Below are 22,855 nucleotides of genomic sequence, written 5' to 3' on the forward strand. Positions count from 1 at the left end.
ACTAACCTTTAACCGCATTCAAACGTCTCATACTAACTTCCACCATAGCGGAACTTAATCTGAAACGCTTTCAGATGAGGGGATTTTGTGCGCTCTTTTTTTCGATTCATTTTAGCTACAAAAGCGATGAAATCAAGCATTAGTAAAACCAGTGGAACTTACCCTGACACGGATTTCCACTGGTTTTTAGGATTTTTATCAGACTAACTTCCACTTGGATTAGCGGTGGAACTTAGTTTGGGAATTTACCCTTTTTCTGATGTAAGCCCTATCTGCGATACTGTTTCAAGAAACGAGTCATCTTTTCTTGGATTTGGGCTAGTTCATCAACACGAGGAAGGTAAACGATACGGAAGTGGTCTGGTTCCTGCCAGTTAAAGCCTCGACCATGAACCAAGAGAACCTTTTCCTGTTTCAAGAAATTAAGGACAAACTGCTCATCATCATCGATACGGTACATATTGCGGTCGATTTTAGGGAAGATATAGAGTCCAGCCTTAGGTTTAACCGCAGACAAACCTGGAATATCTTGAATGGCATTGTAGATGAAGTTTCTTTGCTCGTAAATTCGTCCACCAGGAAGGAGCAATTCATCAACAGATTGGTGGCCACCCAAGGAAGTTTGTACAACTTGTTGGGCCAAAACGTTAGAGCAAAGGCGCATATTGGACAGCATATTGAGTCCTTCAATATAGCCCTTGACGTGCGTTTTAGGTCCAGACAAAACCATCCAACCCACACGGAAACCAGCAATACGGTGAGATTTTGATAGACCATTCATGCTGACACAGAAAACATCTGGTGCCAAACTAGCCACAGGCGTATGCACATGTCCATCCATAACCATGCGGTCATAGATTTCATCCGCAAAGATAATCAAATCGTTTTGACGGGCAATCTCAATAATCTCCAACAAGAGTTCCTTAGGATAAAGGGCTCCAGTTGGGTTATTTGGATTGATAAGGACGATCGCCTTGGTATTGGAAGTGATTTTTGACTTGATATCGTCAATATCTGGGTACCATTCTGCAGCTTCATCACAGATATAGTGAACAGCATTTCCCCCAGCTAGGCTGACAGCGGCTGTCCAGAGAGGATAGTCTGGCATTGGCACCAAGACCTCGTCTCCATTGTCCAAAAGACCCTGCATGGACATGACAATCAGCTCACTGACACCATTTCCAAGGTAAATATCATCAATATCTACGTTTGGAAATTTCTTCAATTGGCAATACTGCATGATGGCCTTACGGGCTGAGAAAATCCCTTTGGAATCAGAGTAACCCTCACTATCACGCGCATTCATAATCAAGTCATGAATGACCTCGTCTGGCGCTGTAAAGCCAAATTCTGCTGGATTTCCTGTATTCAGACGTAAAATCTTTTCGCCGTTTGCTCGCATCCGCATGGCTTCTTCCAAAACAGGACCACGGATATCATAAGCAACATGCTCTAACTTACTAGACTTGTTATATTCTTTCATCTTGTTTCCTCAATTCATCAGGATAGTAACATTATACCACTAGAAAGAGAATGCGACAAGTTTACTGAAATGGGTTACTAAGTTCGAATAGAAGAAAAACCTCGCTAAAAGCGAGGTCAAGACAGGGGAGATAGCAGGTATTTTGCGAAAAGTCACATCACATACCAAAAGATAAACCTAGAAGAAGTAAGCCTAAAAAGGAGTCATAGAGAAGATTAAACATGAGGAAAAGCCCCCATATCATCAAGTAATCCCAACGCCCACCTCGTTTTGCAACTAGGAATAAGATTAGATGGTAGAGTAGGTGAAAGACTAAAAATCCGATAAAACCTGGATAAAGAAACGGTACTAGGTTCTCTAATTGCCAGATCATGATAACTTCTAGCAAGACTGAAACTAGGATAATTCCATAATAAAGGAAATTTGATGTTTGAAAAGAGCTTTTCATCATTATCCCTCCCTTCACTTCTTTCCTGCTATCCTTTCTTTTATTTTATCATATATTTATATAGATTTTAAGCGCTAAGATTCTTTTGAAAAATACTTTTTTTGCTTTACTTCTATAGTGAAAAGGTTTACAATTATAGTAAGAAAATTTCAGGAGGTTTCATTATGGCACAACGTTACCAAAATATCATGGTCGCAATCGATGGTTCTAAAGAAGCAGACTTGGCTTTTGTCAAGGGAGTTCATTCTGCTCTACGAAACGACGCTAAACTCACCATCGCACATGTCATTGACACACGCGCTCTCCAAAGCGTATCCACCTTTGATGCTGAAGTTTACGAAGAACTCCAAGTCGACGCTGAAAGTCTGATGAAAGAGTACGAAAAACGTGCTAAAGATGCTGGTGTGGCGGATGTTCACATCGTCATTGAAATGGGAAATCCAAAGACCCTACTGGCACGTACTATTCCAGATGCTGAGGAAGTGGACCTCATCCTCGTTGGCGCAACTGGTCTCAACGCCTTTGAACGCCTCTTGGTCGGATCTTCATCTGAATACATCCTCCGCCATGCTAAGGTTGATTTGCTGGTTGTGAGAGAGCAAGAAAAAACCTTATAATCACGAAGAAAAGGAGCTCAGCGCTCCTTTTTGTTTACTATTTATACTAAATTCAAACCACGTCAACGTCGCCTTGCCGTAGGTATGGTTACTGACTTCGTCAGTTCTATCCACAACCTCAAAGCAGTGCTTTGAGCAGCCTGCGGCTAGTTTCCTAGTTTGCTCTTTGATTTTCATTGAGTATTATTTCTCTCTTTATGGCGTTCATAAGCCTTGAGCTGACGCTGCAGTTCCTTTTTAATAGCAGGTTCTGGAGCATATTTTTCTTCCCAATCATCTGGTTTTAAGATTTTATGGGTCACTGGATCAAAATGAGCCTTGCCATCTGGGAAAATTTTCCCCATATTGGCCTGATGAACAATATCAAAAATACGTTCTGGATCCACCCCCATCAAGACAAAACTGCCATAGGTGAAGTAAAGTGTGTCAATCAAGGCATCCACCTGCCCTATCAAATCTTGCTGAGCAGGCGTCTTCTTAGCTACTTTATCTGCTGCCTTATCAAGAGCCTGATGAAGTTGCGATAGAGCTTGACCAAAATCCTCTTCAGAAGGGCTGGCAGCTCGAACAAACTCCACCAATTCTTCTATTTTAAAGCCAGCCCTATGGGTTGCACCTTCTAAATCCCAAGCTCGAGGTTCTTCTTGGGTTCGTTCATCCATCATGTGGTGGAAGGTCTTGACCTTATTGAAATGATAGTCACGGCTGACAAAGACTGTTTCTGAAGCTAAAACACCAAAATGTTCTAGGGCCTTATGGATTCCGTCTTGCTGATTGCTGGTGGTAATATGCTTAGCAACTTCCTTAACACTGCTACTACCATTTCCCATAGCGACCGACATACCAACACCTGCCAGCATTTCTAGGTCGTTATCTGAGTCACCAAAGGCCATGACTTGGTTGAGATCAAAACCATATTCTTTCCCAACTCGGCGTATGCCTTCCAATTTAGAGTTTCCTTGATTGATGACATCCGCTGCAAAAGGATTGCTACGTGTCAATTTCAAGTCTTCAAAATCAGCTGCCGCCTTCTCAGATTCTTCCGGTGTCATCAGCATCAAGACTTGGTAGATAGGCTGATTCATTAGATCAAGTAGGTCTTCTTCCTTTTGGGGAACAACCTTGCTGACCATACGATTAAAGGAATGACTCACCGTCCGAGTTAAAACAGAGGGAACGAAGCGACTGATTCGTTGGGAAAAGGAACCCAAACCAAAGGACATGATTTTGGAACCCAACATGGCATCCTTGGTCCCTAGGGCAATCTCCTTGCCCTCTTTTTTAGCATAAGTAATGAGTTGGCGCAAATGTAACTTGGAAATAGGGCTCGTGAACAAGACTCTGTCTTTAGTAAAGATATACTGGCCATTATAGGTTACCGCAAAATCCAGGTTCAAATCGTCCATCAATTCCTTAACAAAAAAAGGTCCTCGCCCTGTCGCTACACCGACAAGCACCCCTTGCTCTTTGACGATTTTAATCGCGTTCTTAGTGGATTTCAAAACACTCTTGCGATCGTTAACCAAGGTTCCATCGATATCAAAAAAAACAGCTTTGACTTCCATCCTATCCCAATCTCCCCTTTTGTGATACAATGATTATACCACATTTCAGAAAGAGTGAGTAAATCATGCCTAAGAAAATCCTTGTTTTACATACGGGTGGGACTATTTCCATGCAGGCCGATGCTTCTGGTGCTGTTGTGACGAGTTCGGATAATCCCATGAACCATGTGTCCAATCCCCTTGAAGGAATCCAAGTCCACGCCTTGGACTTTTTTAACCTACCAAGCCCCCATATCAAACCCAAGCATATGCTGGCCCTCTACCAAAAAATCAAAGAGGAAGCAGATAATTACGATGGAGTGGTGATCACACACGGGACCGATACTTTAGAGGAAACAGCTTATTTCCTTGATACCATGGAAGTTCCCCATATGCCTATCGTTCTAACAGGTGCCATGCGTAGCTCCAACGAACTCGGTAGTGACGGTGTTTATAATTATCTGAGCGCTTTACGAGTGGCTAGCGATGACAGGGCTGCTGACAAAGGAGTTTTGGTCGTTATGAACGATGAAATCCACGCTGCCAAGTATGTCACCAAAACGCATACAACCAACGTCAGCACCTTCCAGACTCCAACACACGGGCCACTTGGTCTGATTATGAAACACGAAATCCTCTACTTTAAAACAGCTGAACCTCGTGTCCGCTTTGACTTTGATCACATACAAGGATTAGTCCCTATCATCTCTGCTTATGCTGGTATGACAGATGAGCTGATTGATATGCTGGATTTGGAACAATTGGACGGCTTGATTATCCAAGCCTTCGGAGCTGGTAATATTCCCAAAGAAACGGCTCAAAAATTAGAAACCCTTCTACAAAAAGGAATCCCAGTCGCCCTGGTATCACGATGCTTTAACGGTATAGCTGAGCCTGTTTATGCCTACCAAGGTGGGGGCGTGCAGTTGCAAAAGGCCGGTGTTTTCTTTGTCAAAGAACTCAACGCCCAAAAAGCCCGCTTGAAACTCCTCATCGCCCTCAATGCCGGACTAACAGGGCAGGCTTTGAAAGACTATATGGAAGGGTAAGTCTCTTCTCCAGAAAGCAAAATCAGGAAATCTGCACGATTCCCTGATTTTTTCTATTTACGTTTTCGTGTTGAGCGACGTTCTGTCAAACCATGAGGCAAGAGAACTTCACGTTCTTCCAACTCTTCCTTGTGCATAATCTTAGTCAACATACGCATACTAATGGCACCAAGGTCATAAAGAGGTTGGGCAATAGTTGTCAAGTTTGGACGGGTAAAGCGTGAGATTTGTGAATCATCACTAGTAATGATTTCAAACTCTTCTGGCACTGACACACCCTTATCAGCAAGGCCGTTCAAGACACCTGCTGCCAGCTCGTCACCTGTTACAACTGCTGCAGTTGCATTTGATGAAATCAAGCGTTCTGCCAAGGCATAGCCATCTTCATAAGTGTATTTAGATTCAAATACCAATCCTTCGCTATAAGAAATACCTGCTTTTTTCAAGGCTTCCTTGTAGCCAACCAAACGAACCTTACCATTGATGTCATCCACTAGTGGACCGCTTACGAAAGCAATGCGCTCATTTTCTTTAGCAAGGTAGGTTACTGCATCAATCGTTGCTTGTTTGTAGTCAATATTGACACTTGGAAGCTGATGTTCTACATCCACAGTTCCTGCAAGAACAACTGGTGTCCGAGAGCGAGAAAACTCTGAACGAATTTTTTCAGTCAAGTGGTAGCCCATAAAGATGATACCATCCACTTGCTTAGAAAACAGGGTATTGACAACTGAAACTTCCTTGTCATCATCCTCATCACTATTGGCAAGGACGATATTGTACTTGTACATTTCAGCGATATCGTCAATCCCTTTAGCAAGCGTTGAGAAATAGCCATTGGTAATATTTGGGATCACCACACCGACAGTGGTTGTCTTTTTACTTGCAAGACCACGCGCCACAGCATTTGGACGGTAATCCAAACGATCAATCACCTCAAGCACTTTTTTACGAGTATTCTCTTTTACATTCTTATTGCCATTGACTACACGGCTAACCGTCGCCATTGAAACTCCTGCTTCACGGGCGACATCATAAATCGTTACTGTATCGTCTGTATTCATTCCATTTCCTTTCTATATCATACCTCACGAGACTCCAAAAAAGAGACGGTATGAAAATTTCGTTTTCATGATTCCACTTATTCCATTTTATCACTATTTGTAAACACTTTCAAGTATTTTTTGAAGATTGTTTGAAAAAAATTTCATAGAAAGCTATGTTTATGAAGAAAAAATCACCTTTTCTTGATTTTTAATCCTATTTGCTGTATGATAAGGGAAAAGAAAGGGGGCAGAAATATGGCTTTTACCAATACCCACATGCGGTCTGCTAGTTTTGGCATTGTTACCAGCTTGCCTGATGATGTCATTGACTCTTTTTGGTATATTATTGATCACTTCTTAAAAAACGTCTTTGAATTGGAAGAAGAACTTGAGTTTCAATTGCTCAATAACCAAGGAAAAATTACCTTCCACTTCTCAAGCCAACACCTCCCTACAGCCATTGATTTTGACTTTAATCATCCTTTCGACCCTCTTTATCCTCCGAGAGTATTGATTTTAGATATGGATGGTAGAGAGACTATCCTCCTCCCAGAAGAAAATGACCTATTTTAAAAACTCTAGCCTTCAGTTACTAGCGACTGAAAACTAGAGTTTTTTTATTTTCTCAAAGCATCATACAAGTTGCGGATAGGTTGCTTTAATGTCGGATGGATAAAATGAGGCGCAATTTCCTGTAAGGACTCAAGAACAAAAAGGCGTTCCGCTATGTAAGGATGAGGCAAAATAAGGTCATCTGTATAAAGAACCTGGTCCTCCACAAAGAGCAAGTCCAAATCAATCAAACGAGGTCCCCAATGCACTTCTCTCACCCGTCCCATCTCTGACTCGATGGTTAACAAGGTTTCTAACAAGACTGGTGCTGGTAGCCAGGTTTCCACCTCGATCACTTGATTGGCAAAACTATCCTGCTCCACTCCACCCCAAGGCTCCGTCGCTAAGACACTGGACTCTTTGAGAATATGGATGCCACGAGCTCGCAGTTTGTCAATGGCTTGCTCCAAGTTCGCTTGCTTGTCCCCCATATTGCTTCCTAGAGCGATAAAGGCCCGTTGCTTGCGACGATGAATGGTCACTGAGCAAGTATCCAACGGCAAATGGACTGGCGCCCAAGGCTTTTTCAGTTCCAACTCAATCTCTTGGACAAGAGGATAGGTCTCAAAAGTACGTTTTACCAGTTTGTAAGCTACCGTTTCAATCAAATCCTCAGTGGTTTCCTGAAACCAAGACGTCCACTGCTGACACAATTCTCCGTAATGGACAGAGGCCGTTAAATCCAAGTCCGTCGCCGCCTTAGTCATATCATAGGATAGGATAGCTGAAACGACAAACTTCTGCCCTAATTCTTTCTCACTAGGGAACAGACCATGGTAGGCAAAAATTTCCAAATCTTTAATCTGCAGTTGATCCATAATGATTCCTTTCTAGAAAAATCCGCTTAAAGCGGATTCTTTTTATACTCAATGAAAATCAAAGTGCAAACTAGGAAGCTAGCCGCAGGCTGCTCAAAACACTGTTTTGAGGTTGCAGATGGAAGCTGACGTGGTTTGAATTTGATTTTCGAAGAGTATTATAGTCCCATTAAACGATAAGCCTGATCTCGGAGGTCCTTATCTGTTTCGAACAAACCACGAGCTACTGTCGTCAAGGTTGCAGTGCCTGGTTTTCTGACACCACGCATGCTCATACACATATGCTCCGCCTCAATGACAACAAAGGCTCCTTTAGCGCCTAGATAGTCCATCAAGGCATCGGCCACTTCGATATTCAACCGTTCTTGAATTTGCGGCTTTTTCGAATAAACTTCAACCGTACGGGCTAGCTTAGACAAACCTGCCACACGGCCATCTGGAATGTAGGCAATATGTGCTCTCCCATAAAATGGTAGAAAGTGGTGTTCACACATGGTATGGAAAAAAATATCCTTTTCTACCACCATATTATCATCAATAATCTCAAAGGATTTTGACAAATGTTCCTCCGCTGTTTGACCAAGCCCTGAAAAAATCTCTTGGTACATACGGGCCACACGAGCAGGCGTTTCCTGCAAGCCCTCACGGTTAGCGTCCTCTCCGACAGCCTCGATAATCATTTTTACAGCTGCTTCAATCTTTTGTGTATCCATTTTCGTTTTTCCTCTCCATCAGATAGGCCCTCACTTGGCTCAAGAAATACAAGGAACCCGTGACAATCCTAACTGTTTGTTTCTCTTCTTTTTTATCTGTCAATTTCTGCTCTAGAAAATCCTGCCAACCTTGGTAGCTGAGATTTCTAGACTTAGCTGCCTCTTCCAGCACGCTTTCATCAGTCGCCCGACTATCGTCAAAATGTGTCAGAGTAAGCTCGGTATCTGGTATTTCCCCCAGCAAGTCCAACATATCCTCCAAGGCCTTGGTTTTGATGCAAGTAAAGAGGATTTCCTTACGATAATCCGCAAAGCGTTCTTGCAAAGTTGCTAATAAAGCCTTGATAGCATGGGGATTGTGGGCCCCATCCAAAATCATCAAGGGTTCTCTTGACACGATTTCCAAACGCCCTGGCCAACTTGTTTCTTCCAGAGCTTGAGCAATCAAGATATTAGCTGGTAGCTCTCGACCATCTTCTTGACAAAAAGTATCAAGTAAAGCTATGGCCATCCCAGCATTCTCTATCTGGTGCAAACCAAGTAAACCTGTCTGGAAGCGCCCTTGTCTGATAGAACTGGTATAGTCAAAGACTTCCCCTGTCACCACACTTTCTTGATGACGAACTTGATAATCTTTCCCATAAGCAAGTCTCGGCGCATCTTTCCCTTCCGCAATGCGGTCAATCACAGCCAAAGCTTCTGGAGCGATACGACCTGTCACCAAGGGAATACCTTGTTTGATAATACCAGCTTTCTGCTCTGCTATGGCCTCCAAGGTGTCACCAAGTAGGGCCACATGATCCAGTCCAATAGTGGTGATGCCTGTCAAAATGGGCTGGCAGACATTGGTACTATCTAAAAGCCCACCCATACCAACTTCCATTATTGCCACATCTACTTGCTCTGAGGCAAAGTAGTCATAGGCTATGGCTGTGATAATCTCAAACTCAGTTGTCCCCTGTAAATTAGCAGCCACTTCTCCTTCAAGCAAAGACTGATAGTCTGCCATAAGGGCTTCTAGTCTAGCCTCTGGGATAGATTCCCCATTGATGCTAATCTGGTCTGTGTAATGAATGAGATAGGGCGAGCTGAACACCCCAACTCTCAGCCCTATCTTTTCTAGCAGATTTTTCAAAAAAGCAATGGTAGACCCCTTGCCATTGGTCCCTCCGATATGGATGACCTTGAGTTTGAGATGGGGATTGCCACGCAGAGCTAACAGTTCCACCATGCGTTCCAAGCCAAAATGTGGTTGGTCCGTCCGGTAGTTGGCAATCCACTGGTTGTTTTCAATTTCTTTCATCTTATTTGTATTGTTTTAAATCTAGATTTTCCGCATCATCAGCTAGACGAATAGCGGAGGCAATTTCAACTGCCATCTTGTGACTAGCTACATCATGCACGCGCACCGCTTCCACACCTTGTCTCGCAGCGATACTGGTTACATGAGCCGAAGCCGTGTCCCGATTGCGGAAACCAAGTTCTATCTCAGGATTGACTTCAAAACCATTCTCTTCTAGGATATTGATAACAAACCGCTTACGCGAAACTCCAAGAAAGATTGGATAGCCTTTCTGATGGAGTTTATCCAAGTCCCGTAAAAGAAGCAGATTTTCTTTCTTGGTCAGACCAAAACCAATTCCCGGATCCAACATGATATTTTCTGAAGCAATACCAGCTTCGTCCGCTCTCGCTAATGCTCTGTCAAAGAAAGCCTCCATCAAGTCTTCGATTGGCAATGTTTCAAAGTCAGCTAACTCTTCCTCTGTAAAGGTTTGACCAAAGCCAAAATGAGGAAAGATGAGCGAGCTAGGGTGCTGAGGTCGAGCCATAACTGGATTAAACATGATAACCACTTGCGCTCTCGCTTCAGCTACCACATGAGCCATTTTTTCATCACCCATGAGACCAGTGATATCGTTAACCAGATTGGCACCAGCAGCCAAAGCAGCCTCTGCTACCTGACTCTTCCAAGTATCAATAGAGATGAGGACATCACTTTCCTTGCGAATAGCTTTGATCACTGGAACAACACGCTGGATTTCCTCTTCTATCTCAACATAGCTACTGCCCGGTCGAGTCGATTCTCCACCGATATCTAGCATGCTCGCCCCTTCTGCTATCAATTTACGAGCCTGCTGGAGTGCCTGCTCAAGAGCAAAAAATTGACCACCATCCGAAAAGGAGTCTGGGGTTACATTAATAATTCCGCAAATAGCTGTCTTTGCATGATTGGCTGTACTTGACATATCGGTCACTCCCTCAAGGCTTTTCACCATATTATTTCTCTATTTTACCATAAAAAGAAAAAGATGGACACGATTGCATTCATCTTTCCCTAGTAGAAAGAGATTGGTTCCTACATGAAAACTTTCTAAACAGAAATCCCTAATGTCCGACTCATAATCACCACAAGAGCCAACAAACAGAAAGCCACCCCATTCACAATCATGTGAAGCAAGATAGACATTTCCAAACGTTGGGTCTTGTAAGCCGTCCAAGATAGAACGATCGACATACCTCCATAAATCAATAAAGAAGGTAAATTACTTGGTTGATGCAATAAAGCAAACACAATCGTACCAACTACAAATCCCAAGTTCTCCTTGCCTCGGAAAATCTTTTTAGGAATAATCCCACGGCACAAGATTTCCTCACAAATCGGAGCAAGCAAGGCTAGCAAGAAGAAACTGGAAATCAGAGAACTATGCTGAACCATATCGTTAATCTGAGACTGATTACTTGTTGTCGTCTCATTTGACAGTTGCAATAAAATGGAACCAAGTATATTTGAACCGATAATGACTAAATAACTCAAGCCCAAACGTGCCAAATCCTTAGCTCTAAAAAAAGAAAAATTAAAACTTGCTAACTGCGTTTTACGAGCTCCAATGATAAATAGCGCTAAAACCACAATTGAAATACCAGCAACTATCAGCCCTGACTGTAACAGTGGTACTTGATGTAAAGCTAAAATTGCAGTAACTGCTAAAGGAATTTGATATAAAATTGTCGCTAACAAAAAGACCAAAAGCCAACCTGCACGATTCAACAATTCTTTCCACATACTTTTCCCTTTCATCACCTATCTCCTTTGTATTAAAAAAGGGGGAAAATCCCCCTGGGTAATTCTATTATAGGGCCATGCTGATGTAGTTAAGGATAAACAAGGCATCCAAAATCCAAATCATGACATGAACATCTTTAGCTTGACCTTTGACAAGCTTAGTCAAAGTGTAAGTCAAGAAACCAACTGCAATCCCTTGAGTGATAGAGTAGCTGAAGCCCATAAAGATAGATGTGAAGAAGGCAGGAACTGCTTCAGACATATCATCCCAATGGATATTTTTCAAGCTAGCCAACATCATAATCCCAACGATAATCAAGATTGGAGCTGTAGCGGCTGTTGGTACAATCGCTAGAAGTGGGCTAAAAAAGCTTGAAATTGCAAAACAGATTGCCACAACCAAGGCTGTCAAACCAGTACGTCCACCTGCACCGATACCAGCAGCAGACTCAACATAAGTCGTTACGTTTGAAGTACCTGCGATGGCACCAATTGAAGTACCAATCAAGTCGGAGTAAAGAGCCTTGTCTAACTTAGCTGATTGATGATTTTCACCATTTGTCGCTACAATACCAACTTTTTCACCTGTACCGATCAAGGTACCAATCGTGTCAAAAATATCTGTCAATGAGAAGGCAAGAATGGCCATCAGAGTTTCAGGCAAGCGAGCTGTATCTGAAATCAAAGCTCCTAAACCTTCTGAACCAAGAGCTGCACCAAATACTGTCTTCAAATCTTCAAAAGCTGCACCAACATGATTATTAGCAAAATCGATACTAGACAAATCTACCAAACCAACTGCGATAGCAAGAACAGTTGTTGTCAAGATAGAGAGGATAATTCCCCCTTTAATCCCTTTGATGACAAAGAAGATCGTAATGGCAAGTCCTGCAAGAGCCACCAAAACAGCTGGATTATTAAAGCTGACCAAGCCTGGAACTGCTGAAGCATTTGCTGTAATCGCTGCTTGAGCTTTATCAGCCCCTTCTCCTGCAACCGTGTAGTTCCCTGGATCAATAGAGAATTTCAAAAGTCCAGCATTCTTAATTCCCACGTAGGCAAGAAAGACACCGATACCAGCTGAGATAGCTGAGCGAAGGGCATTTGGAATCGATTCAATGATCATTCTACGAACATTTGTCAAGGTAATAATCAATGAGATAATTCCACAGATGAAGACCATAGCTAGGGCTTCTTGCCATGAATAACCGAGTCCAAATACAACTGTAAAGGTAAAGAAGGCATTGAGTCCCATACCTGGCGCTTGGGCATAAGGTAAGTTAGCATAGAAGGCCATCATCAAGGTACCCGCTACTGCACCAATGATCGTCGCTAGGAAGACACCTTGAGCAGGCATCCCTGTTTGCGAAAGAATTTGTGGGTTTACAAAGAGAATATAGCTCATTGCAAAGAAAGTTGTTAAACCAGCGAGAACCTCTGTACGAACGTCTGTACCGTTCTCTTTTAGTTTAAATAATTTGTCCATTATCAATCTCCTTTTAATTTTTACGAACAATAATAGAATTATATCATTTATCATTCACTTTTTCAATATCTTTGTTTGATTTATTTAAGAATTTGATAAAATTTCTTTTTTGGTTTCGAATCTGCTTTTCTGCCTGCTTTCTGTTATAATAGTAGACATCTTATCTGAAAAGACACTAGAAAGGTCCCTATGACGAAGAAAATTATTGCAGTTGACCTGGATGGAACCCTGCTCAACTCAGACAGTCAAATTTCTGACTTTACCAAAGAAACCATTAAAAAAGTTGCTGACAAAGGCCATCAGGTTATTATTACGACAGGTCGCCCTTACCGTATGTCAAAAGATTTTTACCGTGAACTAGGCTTAGATACTCCTATGATTAACTTCAACGGCTCCCTCACTCATTTGCCAGACCAGGTTTGGGACTTTGAAAAGTGTTTAACTGTAGACAAAAAATATCTTTTAGATATGGTTCGACGTTCAGAGGACATTCAAGCCGATTTTATCGCTGGAGAATATCGTAAAAAATTCTACATTACAAATCCTAATGAAGAAATTGCTAATCCCAAACTATTTGGTGTAGAAGCTTTCCAGCCTGAAGATCAATTCCAGCCTGAGTTAGTAACCAAGGATCCTAACTGTATCCTGTTGCAGACCAGAGCCAGTGACAAGTATGCTCTGGCACAAGAAATGAACGCCTTCTACCAGCATCAACTGTCTATCAATACCTGGGGAGGTCCGCTCAATATCCTTGAATGTACCCCAAAAGGTGTCAACAAGGCCTTTGCTTTGGACTACTTGCTCAAGGTAATGAACCGCGACAAAAAGGATTTGATTGCCTTTGGAGACGAACACAATGATACCGAAATGCTAGCTTTTGCTGGGAAAGGTTATGCCATGAAAAATGCCAATCCTGAGCTACTCCCCTATGCAGATGAGCAAATTTCCTTGACAAACGACCAAGACGGGGTTGCCAAAACCCTGCAAGACTTATTCTTATAGTCCATTCTGACCAGCTTGCAAGCTGGTCTTTGTGCTCTTTTCACAGTCTCATCAACCAGTTAATCGATTGTTCTACTTTTTGCCTCCAAAACCTTGGAAAAGGCTTTCTTTTGTGATACAATTCACATATAAATACAAGAGAGCTCGTCATACTCGACTCTGTTGACACAAAATCAATCCAGTCCCGTTTCTCCTGCTCTCAGTTAATATCAAGGAGGATAGCTATGAAAGCTGTTGTTGTAAATCCAGAAAGCACTGGTGTTGCTGTTGAAGAAAAAGTACTCCGTCCACTTGAAACTGGGGAAGCACTTGTAGAAATTGAATATTGTGGTGTTTGCCACACTGACCTCCACGTTGCCCATGGTGACTTTGGCCAAGTACCAGGCCGTGTTCTAGGACATGAAGGTGTTGGTATCGTTAAGGAAATTGCCCCAGATGTAAAAAGCCTTAAAGTCGGCGACCGCGTCAGCGTTGCTTGGTTCTTTGAAGGATGTGGTACTTGCGAATACTGTACAACTGGTCGCGAAACCCTTTGCCGTACAGTGAAAAATGCCGGCTACTCAGTAGATGGTGGTATGGCTGAACAATGTATCGTAACTGCAGACTATGCTGTCAAAGTTCCTGACGGACTTGATCCAGCCCAAGCCTCTTCTATCACATGTGCTGGTGTAACAACCTATAAAGCTATAAAAGAAGCAAAAGTTGAACCAGGTCAATGGGTTGTTCTATACGGCGCTGGTGGCCTTGGTAACCTAGCTGTTCAATATGCTAAAAAAGTATTCAATGCTCATGTCATCGCAGTTGATATCAATAACGACAAACTTGCCCTTGCAAAAGAAGTAGGCGCTGACATTGTTATTAACGGACTCGAAGTTGAAGATGTACCTGGACTCATCAAGGAAAAAACTGATGGTGGAGCTCATTCAGCTGTCGTAACTGCTGTGTCTAAAGTTGCCTTCAACCAGGCTGTTGACTCAGTTCGTGCCGGTGGTCGCGTAGTCGCTGTTGGTCTTCCTTCTGAAATGATGGAACTCAGCATCGTCAAAACCGTTCTAGATGGAATCCAAGTCATCGGTTCTCTTGTTGGAACTCGTAAAGACTTGGAAGAAGCCTTCCAATTCGGTGCAGAAGGTTTGGTAGTTCCAGTTGTTCAAAAACGTCCAATAGAAGATGCTGTAGCCATTTTCGACGAAATGGAAAAAGGTCAAATTCAAGGACGTATGGTACTCGACTTCACCCACTAATCTAATAAAAACCTATTTTAAAAGTTGGAATACGCTTCCAACTTTTTTATATTAAATTTTTAAATAAGGATTCAAAAAAACTTCTCTAAAACTCAATATATCAATATTTTCAGATGTAATCTTTTTAATTATTTTATGATAAATAGTTGATTTTTAGATGAAAACGGTTTATACTTAAAAAGTCTTAAAGTTTTCTTAAACGAAAACTAAAACAAAAAAGGAGGAATGACAATAATGAGTATCGGAATCATTATTGCGAGCCACGGCGAATTTGCTGCGGGTATTCATCAGTCAGGATCTATGATCTTTGGTGAACAAGAAAAGGTTCAAGTTGTAACCTTTATGCCAAATGAAGGTCCTGATGATCTATACGCTAAGTTTAATAACGCTGTTGCTGCATTTGACGCAGAAGATGAGGTTCTAGTTTTGGCTGACCTTTGGAGTGGATCTCCATTTAACCAAGCTAGCCGCGTGATGGGAGAAAATCCTGAGCGTAAGTTTGCCATCATCACAGGACTTAACTTACCGATGTTAATTCAAGCCTACACAGAGCGCCTCATGGACGCTGCTGCAGGTGTAGAAAAAGTCGCTGCTAATATCATTAAAGAAGCCAAAGATGGCATCAAAGCTCTTCCAGAAGAGCTAAACCCAGTTGAGGAAGTAGCAAGCGCTGCAGCTGCTCCAGTTGCCCAAGCTGCTATTCCAGAAGGAACTGTCATCGGAGACGGTAAACTCAAAATCAACCTTGCCCGTCTAGACACTCGTTTACTTCACGGTCAAGTTGCAACTGCTTGGACTCCAGATTCAAAAGCAGACCGTATCATCGTTGCTTCAGATAACGTAGCTAAAGACGAATTACGTAAAGAATTGATTAAACAAGCAGCTCCAGGTAAAGTGAAAGCAAATGTTGTTCCTATCCAAAAACTAATCGACGTTGCAAAAGATCCTCGCTTCGGAGGAACACATGCCCTTATCTTGTTTGAAACACCTCAAGATGCCCTTCGTGCTATCGAAGGTGGCGTGCCAATCAAAACTCTTAATGTTGGATCAATGGCTCACTCAACTGGTAAAACAATGGTCAACAACGTTTTGTCCATGGATAAAGATGACGTTGCTACATTTGAAAAAATGCGTGACCTTGGTGTTGAATTTGACGTACGTAAAGTACCAAACGACACGAAAAAAGATTTGTTTGACTTGATCAACAAAGCAAACGTGCAATAATCGATTTTATGAAAGGATTTTAAAGATGTCTATTATTTCTATGGTTTTAGTAGTCGTTGTAGCCTTCCTAGCAGGTCTTGAAGGTATCCTCGACCAGTTCCAATTCCATCAACCAATCGTAGCTTGTACCCTTATCGGTCTTGTTACTGGTAACCTTGAAGCAGGGATTATCCTTGGTGGTTCTCTTCAAATGATCGCCCTTGGTTGGGCTAACATCGGAGCTGCCGTAGCTCCTGACGCTGCTCTTGCTTCTGTTGCTGCTGCCATTATTATGGTTCTTGGTGGCGACTTTACTAAGACAGGTATCGGTGTTGCCCAAGCGGTTGCTATCCCTCTTGCAGTTGCTGGTCTATTCTTGACTATGATTGTCCGTACACTCTCTGTCGGATTGGTTCACACTGCTGATGCTTCTGCTAAAAAAGGTGACTTCAAAGCAGTTGAACGTGCTCACTTTGTCGCACTTCTTCTTCAAGGTCTTCGTATTGCAATCCCTGCAGCACTCCTTCTAATGGTACCAACTGAAACAGTACAAAGCATTCTAAATGCTATGCCTGATTGGCTCAAAGATGGTATGGCTATCGGTGGTGGTATGGTTGTTGCCGTTGGTTACGCTATGGTTATCAACATGATGGCAACTCGTGAAGTATGGCCATTCTTCGCTATCGGTTTCGTGCTTGCTGCCGTGTCAGATATTACTCTAATCGGATTTGGTGCTATCGGTGTTGCTATCGCTCTTATCTACCTTCACCTTTCTAAAACTGGTGGAAATGGTGGCGGAGGAGCCGCAACTTCTAACGACCCAATCGGCGATATCCTAGAAGACTACTAAGATAAGAAAGGACTGAAAACATCATGACTGAAAAACTTCAATTAACTAAATCAGATCGTAAAAAAGTTTGGTGGCGTTCAACTTTCTTACAAGGTTCTTGGAACTATGAACGTATGCAAAACTTGGGTTGGGCTTACTCATTAATTCCAGCTCTTAAAAAACTCTACACTAAAAAAGAAGATCAAATCGCTGCTCTTGAACGCCATCTTGAGTTCTTCAACACTCACCCATACGTAGCCGCTCCAATCATGGGGGTTACTCTTGCACTTGAAGAAGAACGTGCTAACGGTGTTGAGATCGATGATGCTGCTATCCAAGGGGTTAAAATCGGTATGATGGGACCTCTTGCTGGTATCGGTGACCCAGTATTCTGGTTTACAGTACGCCCAATCCTTGGATCACTCGGTGCTTCACTTGCCCTTACTGGTAATATCTTAGGTCCAATCCTCTTCTTCGTTCTTTGGAACTTGATTCGTATGTCATTCTTGTGGTATACACAAGAGATTGGATACAAGGCTGGATCAGAAATCACTAAAGATATGTCTGGCGGTATCCTTCAAGATATCACTAAAGGAGCTTCTATCCTTGGGATGTTCATTCTTGCTGTCCTTGTTCAACGTTGGGTAAATATTAAATTTGCTTTCGATGTTGCCAAAGTTCAACTAGATGAAAAAGCTTATATCCATTGGGATAAATTGCCAGAAGGATCTAAAGGTATCCAAGAAGCATTCGCACAAGTAGGACAAGGATTATCTCAAACACCTGAAAAAGTTACTACTTTCCAACAAAACTTGGATATGTTGATCCCTGGACTATCAGGACTACTCCTTACTTTCCTTTGCATGTACTTGCTTAAGAAAAAAGTATCTCCAATCACTATTATCCTTGCACTATTCGCAGTGGGTATTGTGGCACATGTTCTTCACATCATGTAATCAAGCAACTTAAAAGGAATCAGGTTCTAAAATCTGATTCCTTTTTTCTATACTTTTATTCGGCCAAGGCACCCATTGGATCCCATGGTGCGAGTACGATTGGTTCTGCTTCATAGGCAGCTAGTTCTTCTGCTGTTAGTAATTCCTTACGAACAACAATTTGATAAGTGTATTCGTCCATCCAAGCATCTGAAGCAACAAAGTAACCATCTGTACCAACCTTGTCTCCCCATGAGTTTTCAACCTTCCACTTGGTTGACTTGCCATTTTCATCCAAATCCACACCTGTCAAGACCATGGCGTGGGTCATCAAGCTCTCACTGTAATCCAAACGTCCAGCCTTGTCTTGAGTGAGTTTAATGTCCATGCTTGATTCAAAGTCATAAACATCTGTCGCAAGGATCCCAGCTTTACGATTGCTGAGTTGACCGACATCTGATCCAAACCAAACAGTCTCACCTGCTTGCATTTGGGCAATCGCTAATTCTTTCAAGCGTTCCATCGGTACATTGATGTAACGAACCGCACGGCTACCAACCACATTCCCCAACATCTCAACTGTGTAAGATTTGCCGTAAGGCTTGTCAGCAGTTGGGGCATTGATAACAGAAACATAGTCCTCTAGAGGAAGATTGACATATTTCTTGTAAAACTCTTGTGGTGTGATGCCCTTTTCGCTTTGGTAGTTGTTATCCTTATCGCGATAAGCAAAGTCAAATTTACGTGGTGGAAGGCCTAGGGACATAGCAAGAAAATTAAAGATTTCTTGCAAGAGGTCTTCTTTCTTAGCTTGAACAGTCGCTTGGTCTGCACCAGAAGCGAGCAAGTCACGCAAGATTTGAGCATCTTGACGAAGCAATTTGTTGAGAATGGCATTTAGCTCACGACTACTGCTAGATGAAACAGATTCAGGGTAAACCGACTTAGGAACGACACCGTATTTCTCAAAGAGAGACACCACCATATCCCACTGACCTCCGTCTTGTTGTGGTGTTTGGAGTAGGAATTTAAACTTACGGCTCGTCAAATCTTGGTCTGCAGTCGCAATGACTTGCTCCAAGAACCAGTTGGATTTCTCATACTTGTCCCAGAAGAAGGTGTGGGCCTGTGATAACTCAAAATTTTCCAGTTTGTATTGTGAGATGAGCTTGTGGCGGAAAGTGTTAAGGGCTGCAAACATCCAGCAACGACCAGACGCTTTCTGGTTGGTTACCTTGTCCTTAGTCAAATCCAATGAGAAAACAGGTGTGTTGTCTACATGGCTTTGGCGACGTTCTAGGGCTGCAAAAATTCCGTTGTGGCTGGCAGCATTTTCAATCGCTTGGTATTTGACATTTGCTTCATAGTTGGCAAATAATTTATCAGTAAATGATTCTTGAATCGCGTTCATAGATTCCTCCTTTTATTCTACAGTCTATTATAACTCTTTTCACAAAGGAAGCAACTGAAAAACATAAAAGGCAAGGACATTCTTCCTCACCTTTTCGAATATAAATCAAATTAAGCAATATTCGCAAGGAGAGCTTCTAACTCTTCCTTGGTCAAGCGACGCCATTCTCCTCGCTGCAAGTTCTCATCTAAAACTAAAGTTCCCATAGTCAAACGCTGTAGGTCCACTACTTCCTTGCCACAGTAAGCCACCATACGCTTGACCTGATGGAACTTCCCTTCTGCAATGGTCACACGAATTTGGCTTTGAATTTTTTCTGTATCTATGGACACAATCTCCAGTTTAGCGGGCTGACAAGTAAAGTCTTTGAGAGGAATACCCTTAGCAAATATCTCCACATCTTCTTGGGTCATGATTCCCTTGACTTGTGCCTGATACGTCTTGTCAACATGACGCTTAGGTGAAAGAAGAGCATGGGCCAGCTGACCATCATTGGTCAAGAGCAAAAGACCATGCGTGTCAATATCCAAGCGTCCTACTGGGAAAACTTCCTTGCTCCGAGCCAAGTCATCCAACAAGTCCAGAACGGTTCTGTGCTTAGGATCCTCAGTCGCTGAGATGACTCCTTTGGGCTTGTTCATCATGTAGTAGACAAACTCTTCATACTCCAACACTTGCCCATCAAAGATAATCTCATCTCTTTCTTCATCAATCTGCAATTTAGCTGATTTCTCTTTTTTACCATTTACCGTCACTCGCCCAGCCTTGAGCATGTTTTTGACCTCAGTCCGGCTCCCCACAGCGCAGGCAACTAAAAATTTATCCAATCTCATAGAACTATTATATCATATCAAAAGGAGGCTGTCTCAATGACCAACCTCCTTTTCATTTCATACTCTTCAAAAATCTCTTCAAACCACGTCAACGTCGCCTTGCCGTATGTATGGTTACTGACTTCGTCAGTTCTATCTGCAACCTCAAAACAGTGTTTTGAGCTGGCTTCGTCAGTTTCATCTACAACCTCAAAGCAGTGCTTTGAGCAGCCTGCGGCTAGTTTCCTAGTTTGCTCTGTGATTTTCATTGAGTATCAGATTTAAGAAATTAACTTCCTCGTCTCCAAAAAATCGCTAAGACAATCATGGCTCCTAATACTGCAGGGATAATGGCTGTTCCTGATATAATTGGACCCCAAGTCCCAAAAAGCAAGTGGCCTATAAAGGCACCAATCCATCCGAGAAACATTTTCCCAAAACATCCCATTCGCTCTCCACGGTTGGTCAGAGTACCTGCTAAAAATCCCACTAGGAGACCAACGAACATACTTCCTAACATATTATCTCCTTAATTTGCCCAATCTCCGTTACGGAAGAGTGGTACACGTGTTCCATCCTCACGGATACCATCGATATCCATTTGGTTAGAACCAATCATAAAGTCTACGTGAACATCTGAACGGTTAAGCCCCGCAGCATCAAGCTCCTCTTCACTCATCTCCGCTCCACCAACAACGCTAGTTGCATAGGCTGCACCGATAGCCAAGTGATTTGACGCATTCTCATCGAAAAGGGTGTTAAAGAAGGTAATGCCTGACTGAGAAATTGGGCTTGGATCTGGTACCAAGGCACATTCACCCAAGGCACGCGCACCCGCATTTTCAAAGACAAGGTCTTTCATGACCTGATCACCCTTATCAGCATTGATATCTACGATTTGTCCATCCTTAAAGGTTACCTTAATACCTTCGATGATATTTCCATTATAGCTAAGCGGTTTTGTAGAAGTGACATAACCATCTGCGCGACGGAAGTCAGGCGCTGTGAAGACTTCCTCTGTCGGCATATTTGGCAAGAATCCTTCGCCCTGCGCATTGATAGCGCCAGCTGATTCCCAAACGTGGTTCTTTGGCAAACCAAGTGTCAAATCGGTTCCTGGCGCTGTGTAGTGAAGGGCTGAAAATTGTTCTTTATTAAGCATATCAGCCATGCTCTTAAGGATAGCTGCATGATTTTCCCAAGCCTTAACAGGATCTTCTTCGTAGACACGGCAAGTTTTAAAGATTTGGTCCCAAAGAAGATCGACTGCTTCTTCGTCGCTCGCAGCATTTGGAAAGACTTTCTTAGCCCACTCAAGTCCAGCAGCAGCTGCTACAGTCCAGCTAACCTTGTTGGATTGCGTTGCGATGCGCATTGGCTTCATAGCAAGTCCCATAGCTTTAGCAGAAGCTGAAAGCTTGTCAGCGTCCACACCGTTCAAAGCACCTGGATCAGATGAACGAACCCCAAGACGGCTAGCTTTGTTCTCCAAAAGATAGTTCATCTCAGCAATCTTGTATTCTGGCACATTGTCCAAACGTTCTATCGGTGCATGGAGAAATTTCTCACGGTTAATCACATCATCTGTCCACTGAACGATAACCTCATGCGCACCCAAAGCATAAGCTTCTTTGACGATTAAGTGAGCCAACTCACGTTGCTCCACATCGATAGAGAGAGCCAAAGTGTGACCAGGTTGCACATTGATTCCATTTGCAACCAATAATTTCGCATATTTTTCTAGATTTTCTTTAAAATTTGGTAAAACCATGTTGTTTTCTCTTTTCTATTTTTATTTTTCTTTCAAAGCAGAGAATAATCCTGCTAAAGCAATAGCACCTGACAAGAGTGCTGTTGATAGAAGAATTGTCTGATCAGCAAGTTCTAATTGATATTCAAATACCTTCTCAGCCGGCTTATCTTCCGCAAAAATTCTTAGTTTCATGAGACCCCCCTTAAAATTTATTAAAATAAATCACTATGACTACCTGTCCTAAGCAAGTTTAAAAGTAATTCTTCCTTGTCTACTTTATAAACCAAAAGCCAATCTGGCTGGATATGGCATTCACGAACTCCTTGAAAATGCTTGGATGCTGTCAGTTGATGATCACGATATCTAGCAGGAAGTTCTTTTTCTTGAACCAGAAAATTTAAAACTTCTTCTAATAATTCTGCCCTCAAACCACGCTTCATAGCCAACTTAAAATCTTTTTTAAACTGTTTATGATAACGAATCTTAAGCACGCAAATCCTCCATCAAGTCAGAGACTGATTCAAAGGATTGGCTCATATTACGATTTTGGTCTAAATCCGTTAATACCTCAAGCAACTTCCGATTCTCGTCTAGTCTAACATCAAAAGGTAATCCCTGATATTGAATAGCCTGACGAAGAAAAATATTGATAGCTGTTGTCATATCCATTCCCAGATTACTAAACACCTGTTGAGCCTGCTCCTTCACCTCACTATCCAAACGGATGCTCATACTCGTCTTTGACATACTCTCACCCTCTTTCTATAGACTATTTTAACAAAA

26 protein-coding genes are annotated in these 22,855 nt (G+C 42.4%); 8 read left to right on the top strand and 18 right to left on the bottom strand.

The window, feature by feature from the left end:
- Positions 1 to 268: 268 nt before the first annotated feature.
- Entirely contained in the window at positions 269 to 1,483 is a 1,215-nt protein-coding gene (locus tag K4Z77_RS08065) for a pyridoxal phosphate-dependent aminotransferase (RefSeq protein ID WP_000666457.1), read from the bottom strand.
- 157 nt (positions 1,484 to 1,640) lie between these two features.
- Positions 1,641 to 1,934 (bottom strand): hypothetical protein, encoded by a 294-nt coding sequence (locus K4Z77_RS08070; protein ID WP_224219000.1) that lies wholly within the window; start codon positions 1,932 to 1,934, stop codon positions 1,641 to 1,643.
- Between the two features lie 161 nt (positions 1,935 to 2,095).
- Here K4Z77_RS08070 and K4Z77_RS08075 point away from each other — a divergent pair, with 161 nt between their 5' ends.
- A complete protein-coding gene (locus tag K4Z77_RS08075; protein ID WP_000079148.1) occupies positions 2,096 to 2,548 on the top strand; it encodes a universal stress protein in 453 nt (150 codons plus the stop codon).
- Between the two features lie 173 nt (positions 2,549 to 2,721).
- Here K4Z77_RS08075 and K4Z77_RS08080 read toward each other — a convergent pair whose 3' ends face one another.
- Entirely contained in the window at positions 2,722 to 4,113 is a 1,392-nt protein-coding gene (locus tag K4Z77_RS08080) for a Cof-type HAD-IIB family hydrolase (RefSeq protein WP_224219001.1), read from the bottom strand.
- A 65-nt stretch (positions 4,114 to 4,178) separates the two neighbouring features.
- On the opposite strand from K4Z77_RS08080, the gene K4Z77_RS08085 reads away from it, so the two are divergent.
- The gene (locus tag K4Z77_RS08085; RefSeq protein ID WP_224219002.1) at positions 4,179 to 5,141 is read left to right on the top strand and encodes an asparaginase; all 963 of its coding nucleotides are present in this window, start codon (positions 4,179 to 4,181) and stop codon (positions 5,139 to 5,141) included.
- Positions 5,142 to 5,194: 53 nt separating this feature from the next.
- Here K4Z77_RS08085 and ccpA read toward each other — a convergent pair whose 3' ends face one another.
- Positions 5,195 to 6,205 carry a catabolite control protein A gene (ccpA, locus tag K4Z77_RS08090; RefSeq protein WP_001090627.1) on the bottom strand — a complete coding sequence of 337 codons (1,011 nt, stop codon included), beginning with the start codon at positions 6,203 to 6,205 and terminating at the stop codon, positions 5,195 to 5,197.
- A 237-nt stretch (positions 6,206 to 6,442) separates the two neighbouring features.
- Here ccpA and K4Z77_RS08095 point away from each other — a divergent pair, with 237 nt between their 5' ends.
- The gene (locus tag K4Z77_RS08095) at positions 6,443 to 6,760 is read left to right on the top strand and encodes a DUF960 domain-containing protein (RefSeq protein WP_070480154.1); all 318 of its coding nucleotides are present in this window, start codon (positions 6,443 to 6,445) and stop codon (positions 6,758 to 6,760) included.
- Positions 6,761 to 6,804: 44 nt separating this feature from the next.
- On the opposite strand, the gene folK is transcribed toward K4Z77_RS08095, so the two are convergent.
- From folK to K4Z77_RS08125, 6 genes are all read right to left on the bottom strand, one after another.
- Entirely contained in the window at positions 6,805 to 7,617 is an 813-nt protein-coding gene (folK, locus tag K4Z77_RS08100; RefSeq protein ID WP_224219003.1) for a 2-amino-4-hydroxy-6-hydroxymethyldihydropteridine diphosphokinase, read from the bottom strand.
- Between the two features lie 158 nt (positions 7,618 to 7,775).
- Positions 7,776 to 8,330 (bottom strand): GTP cyclohydrolase I FolE, encoded by a 555-nt coding sequence (gene folE / locus K4Z77_RS08105; protein ID WP_000380916.1) that lies wholly within the window; start codon positions 8,328 to 8,330, stop codon positions 7,776 to 7,778.
- Complete coding sequence (locus K4Z77_RS08110; protein ID WP_224219004.1) at positions 8,311 to 9,633, bottom strand: bifunctional folylpolyglutamate synthase/dihydrofolate synthase; 1,323 nt, start codon at positions 9,631 to 9,633, stop codon at positions 8,311 to 8,313. Before K4Z77_RS08110 ends, folE begins: the two co-directional genes overlap by 20 nt.
- Position 9,634: 1 nt before the next feature.
- A complete protein-coding gene (folP, locus tag K4Z77_RS08115) occupies positions 9,635 to 10,609 on the bottom strand; it encodes a dihydropteroate synthase (RefSeq protein ID WP_049541074.1) in 975 nt (324 codons plus the stop codon).
- A 95-nt stretch (positions 10,610 to 10,704) separates the two neighbouring features.
- The gene (locus K4Z77_RS08120; protein ID WP_049541076.1) at positions 10,705 to 11,412 is read right to left on the bottom strand and encodes a CPBP family glutamic-type intramembrane protease; all 708 of its coding nucleotides are present in this window, start codon (positions 11,410 to 11,412) and stop codon (positions 10,705 to 10,707) included.
- Between the two features lie 52 nt (positions 11,413 to 11,464).
- A complete protein-coding gene (locus K4Z77_RS08125) occupies positions 11,465 to 12,883 on the bottom strand; it encodes an NCS2 family permease (RefSeq protein ID WP_224219005.1) in 1,419 nt (472 codons plus the stop codon).
- Positions 12,884 to 13,072: 189 nt separating this feature from the next.
- Between K4Z77_RS08125 and K4Z77_RS08130 the strand changes: the two genes are divergently transcribed.
- The 5 genes from K4Z77_RS08130 to K4Z77_RS08150 all read left to right on the top strand — a co-directional run bounded on the left by K4Z77_RS08130 (position 13,073) and on the right by K4Z77_RS08150 (position 18,117).
- Positions 13,073 to 13,885: a Cof-type HAD-IIB family hydrolase gene (locus tag K4Z77_RS08130; protein WP_224219006.1), complete on the top strand. Its 813-nt coding sequence runs from the start codon at positions 13,073 to 13,075 to the stop codon at positions 13,883 to 13,885.
- A 224-nt stretch (positions 13,886 to 14,109) separates the two neighbouring features.
- The gene (gene adhP, locus K4Z77_RS08135) at positions 14,110 to 15,129 is read left to right on the top strand and encodes an alcohol dehydrogenase AdhP (protein ID WP_000649185.1); all 1,020 of its coding nucleotides are present in this window, start codon (positions 14,110 to 14,112) and stop codon (positions 15,127 to 15,129) included.
- A gap of 234 nt (positions 15,130 to 15,363) precedes the next feature.
- Positions 15,364 to 16,353, top strand: coding sequence for a PTS sugar transporter subunit IIB (locus tag K4Z77_RS08140; RefSeq protein ID WP_224219007.1), 990 nt, complete (start codon positions 15,364 to 15,366; stop codon positions 16,351 to 16,353).
- A 25-nt stretch (positions 16,354 to 16,378) separates the two neighbouring features.
- Positions 16,379 to 17,182, top strand: coding sequence for a PTS mannose/fructose/sorbose transporter subunit IIC (locus K4Z77_RS08145; RefSeq protein WP_049512103.1), 804 nt, complete (start codon positions 16,379 to 16,381; stop codon positions 17,180 to 17,182).
- A 23-nt stretch (positions 17,183 to 17,205) separates the two neighbouring features.
- On the top strand, positions 17,206 to 18,117 hold the full coding sequence (locus tag K4Z77_RS08150; RefSeq protein ID WP_033676082.1) for a PTS system mannose/fructose/sorbose family transporter subunit IID: 912 nt from the start codon (positions 17,206 to 17,208) through the stop codon (positions 18,115 to 18,117).
- Between the two features lie 55 nt (positions 18,118 to 18,172).
- Here K4Z77_RS08150 and pepC read toward each other — a convergent pair whose 3' ends face one another.
- The 8 genes from pepC to K4Z77_RS08190 all read right to left on the bottom strand — a co-directional run bounded on the left by pepC (position 18,173) and on the right by K4Z77_RS08190 (position 22,819).
- Complete coding sequence (gene pepC, locus K4Z77_RS08155) at positions 18,173 to 19,507, bottom strand: aminopeptidase C (RefSeq protein ID WP_224219008.1); 1,335 nt, start codon at positions 19,505 to 19,507, stop codon at positions 18,173 to 18,175.
- Between the two features lie 110 nt (positions 19,508 to 19,617).
- A complete protein-coding gene (locus K4Z77_RS08160) occupies positions 19,618 to 20,340 on the bottom strand; it encodes a pseudouridine synthase (protein ID WP_001234918.1) in 723 nt (240 codons plus the stop codon).
- Between the two features lie 17 nt (positions 20,341 to 20,357).
- Positions 20,358 to 20,588, bottom strand: coding sequence for a hypothetical protein (locus tag K4Z77_RS08165; RefSeq protein ID WP_000704655.1), 231 nt, complete (start codon positions 20,586 to 20,588; stop codon positions 20,358 to 20,360).
- Between the two features lie 20 nt (positions 20,589 to 20,608).
- Positions 20,609 to 20,839, bottom strand: a complete 231-nt coding sequence (locus K4Z77_RS08170) for a GlsB/YeaQ/YmgE family stress response membrane protein (RefSeq protein WP_000901573.1) — start codon at positions 20,837 to 20,839, stop codon at positions 20,609 to 20,611.
- 9 nt (positions 20,840 to 20,848) lie between these two features.
- Complete coding sequence (locus tag K4Z77_RS08175) at positions 20,849 to 22,090, bottom strand: aminopeptidase (protein WP_000243908.1); 1,242 nt, start codon at positions 22,088 to 22,090, stop codon at positions 20,849 to 20,851.
- A gap of 21 nt (positions 22,091 to 22,111) precedes the next feature.
- The gene (locus tag K4Z77_RS08180; RefSeq protein WP_000776626.1) at positions 22,112 to 22,264 is read right to left on the bottom strand and encodes a hypothetical protein; all 153 of its coding nucleotides are present in this window, start codon (positions 22,262 to 22,264) and stop codon (positions 22,112 to 22,114) included.
- 20 nt (positions 22,265 to 22,284) lie between these two features.
- Positions 22,285 to 22,563, bottom strand: a complete 279-nt coding sequence (locus K4Z77_RS08185) for a type II toxin-antitoxin system RelE/ParE family toxin (protein ID WP_000913063.1) — start codon at positions 22,561 to 22,563, stop codon at positions 22,285 to 22,287.
- Positions 22,556 to 22,819: a type II toxin-antitoxin system RelB/DinJ family antitoxin gene (locus K4Z77_RS08190; RefSeq protein ID WP_000047863.1), complete on the bottom strand. Its 264-nt coding sequence runs from the start codon at positions 22,817 to 22,819 to the stop codon at positions 22,556 to 22,558. The genes K4Z77_RS08185 and K4Z77_RS08190 overlap by 8 nt, the downstream gene beginning before the upstream one ends.
- Positions 22,820 to 22,855: the final 36 nt, after the last annotated feature.

Source organism: Streptococcus mitis subsp. hohhotensis, assembly GCF_020089495.2.
In the GTDB taxonomy this organism is placed as follows: Bacteria; Bacillota; Bacilli; order Lactobacillales; family Streptococcaceae; genus Streptococcus; species Streptococcus hohhotensis.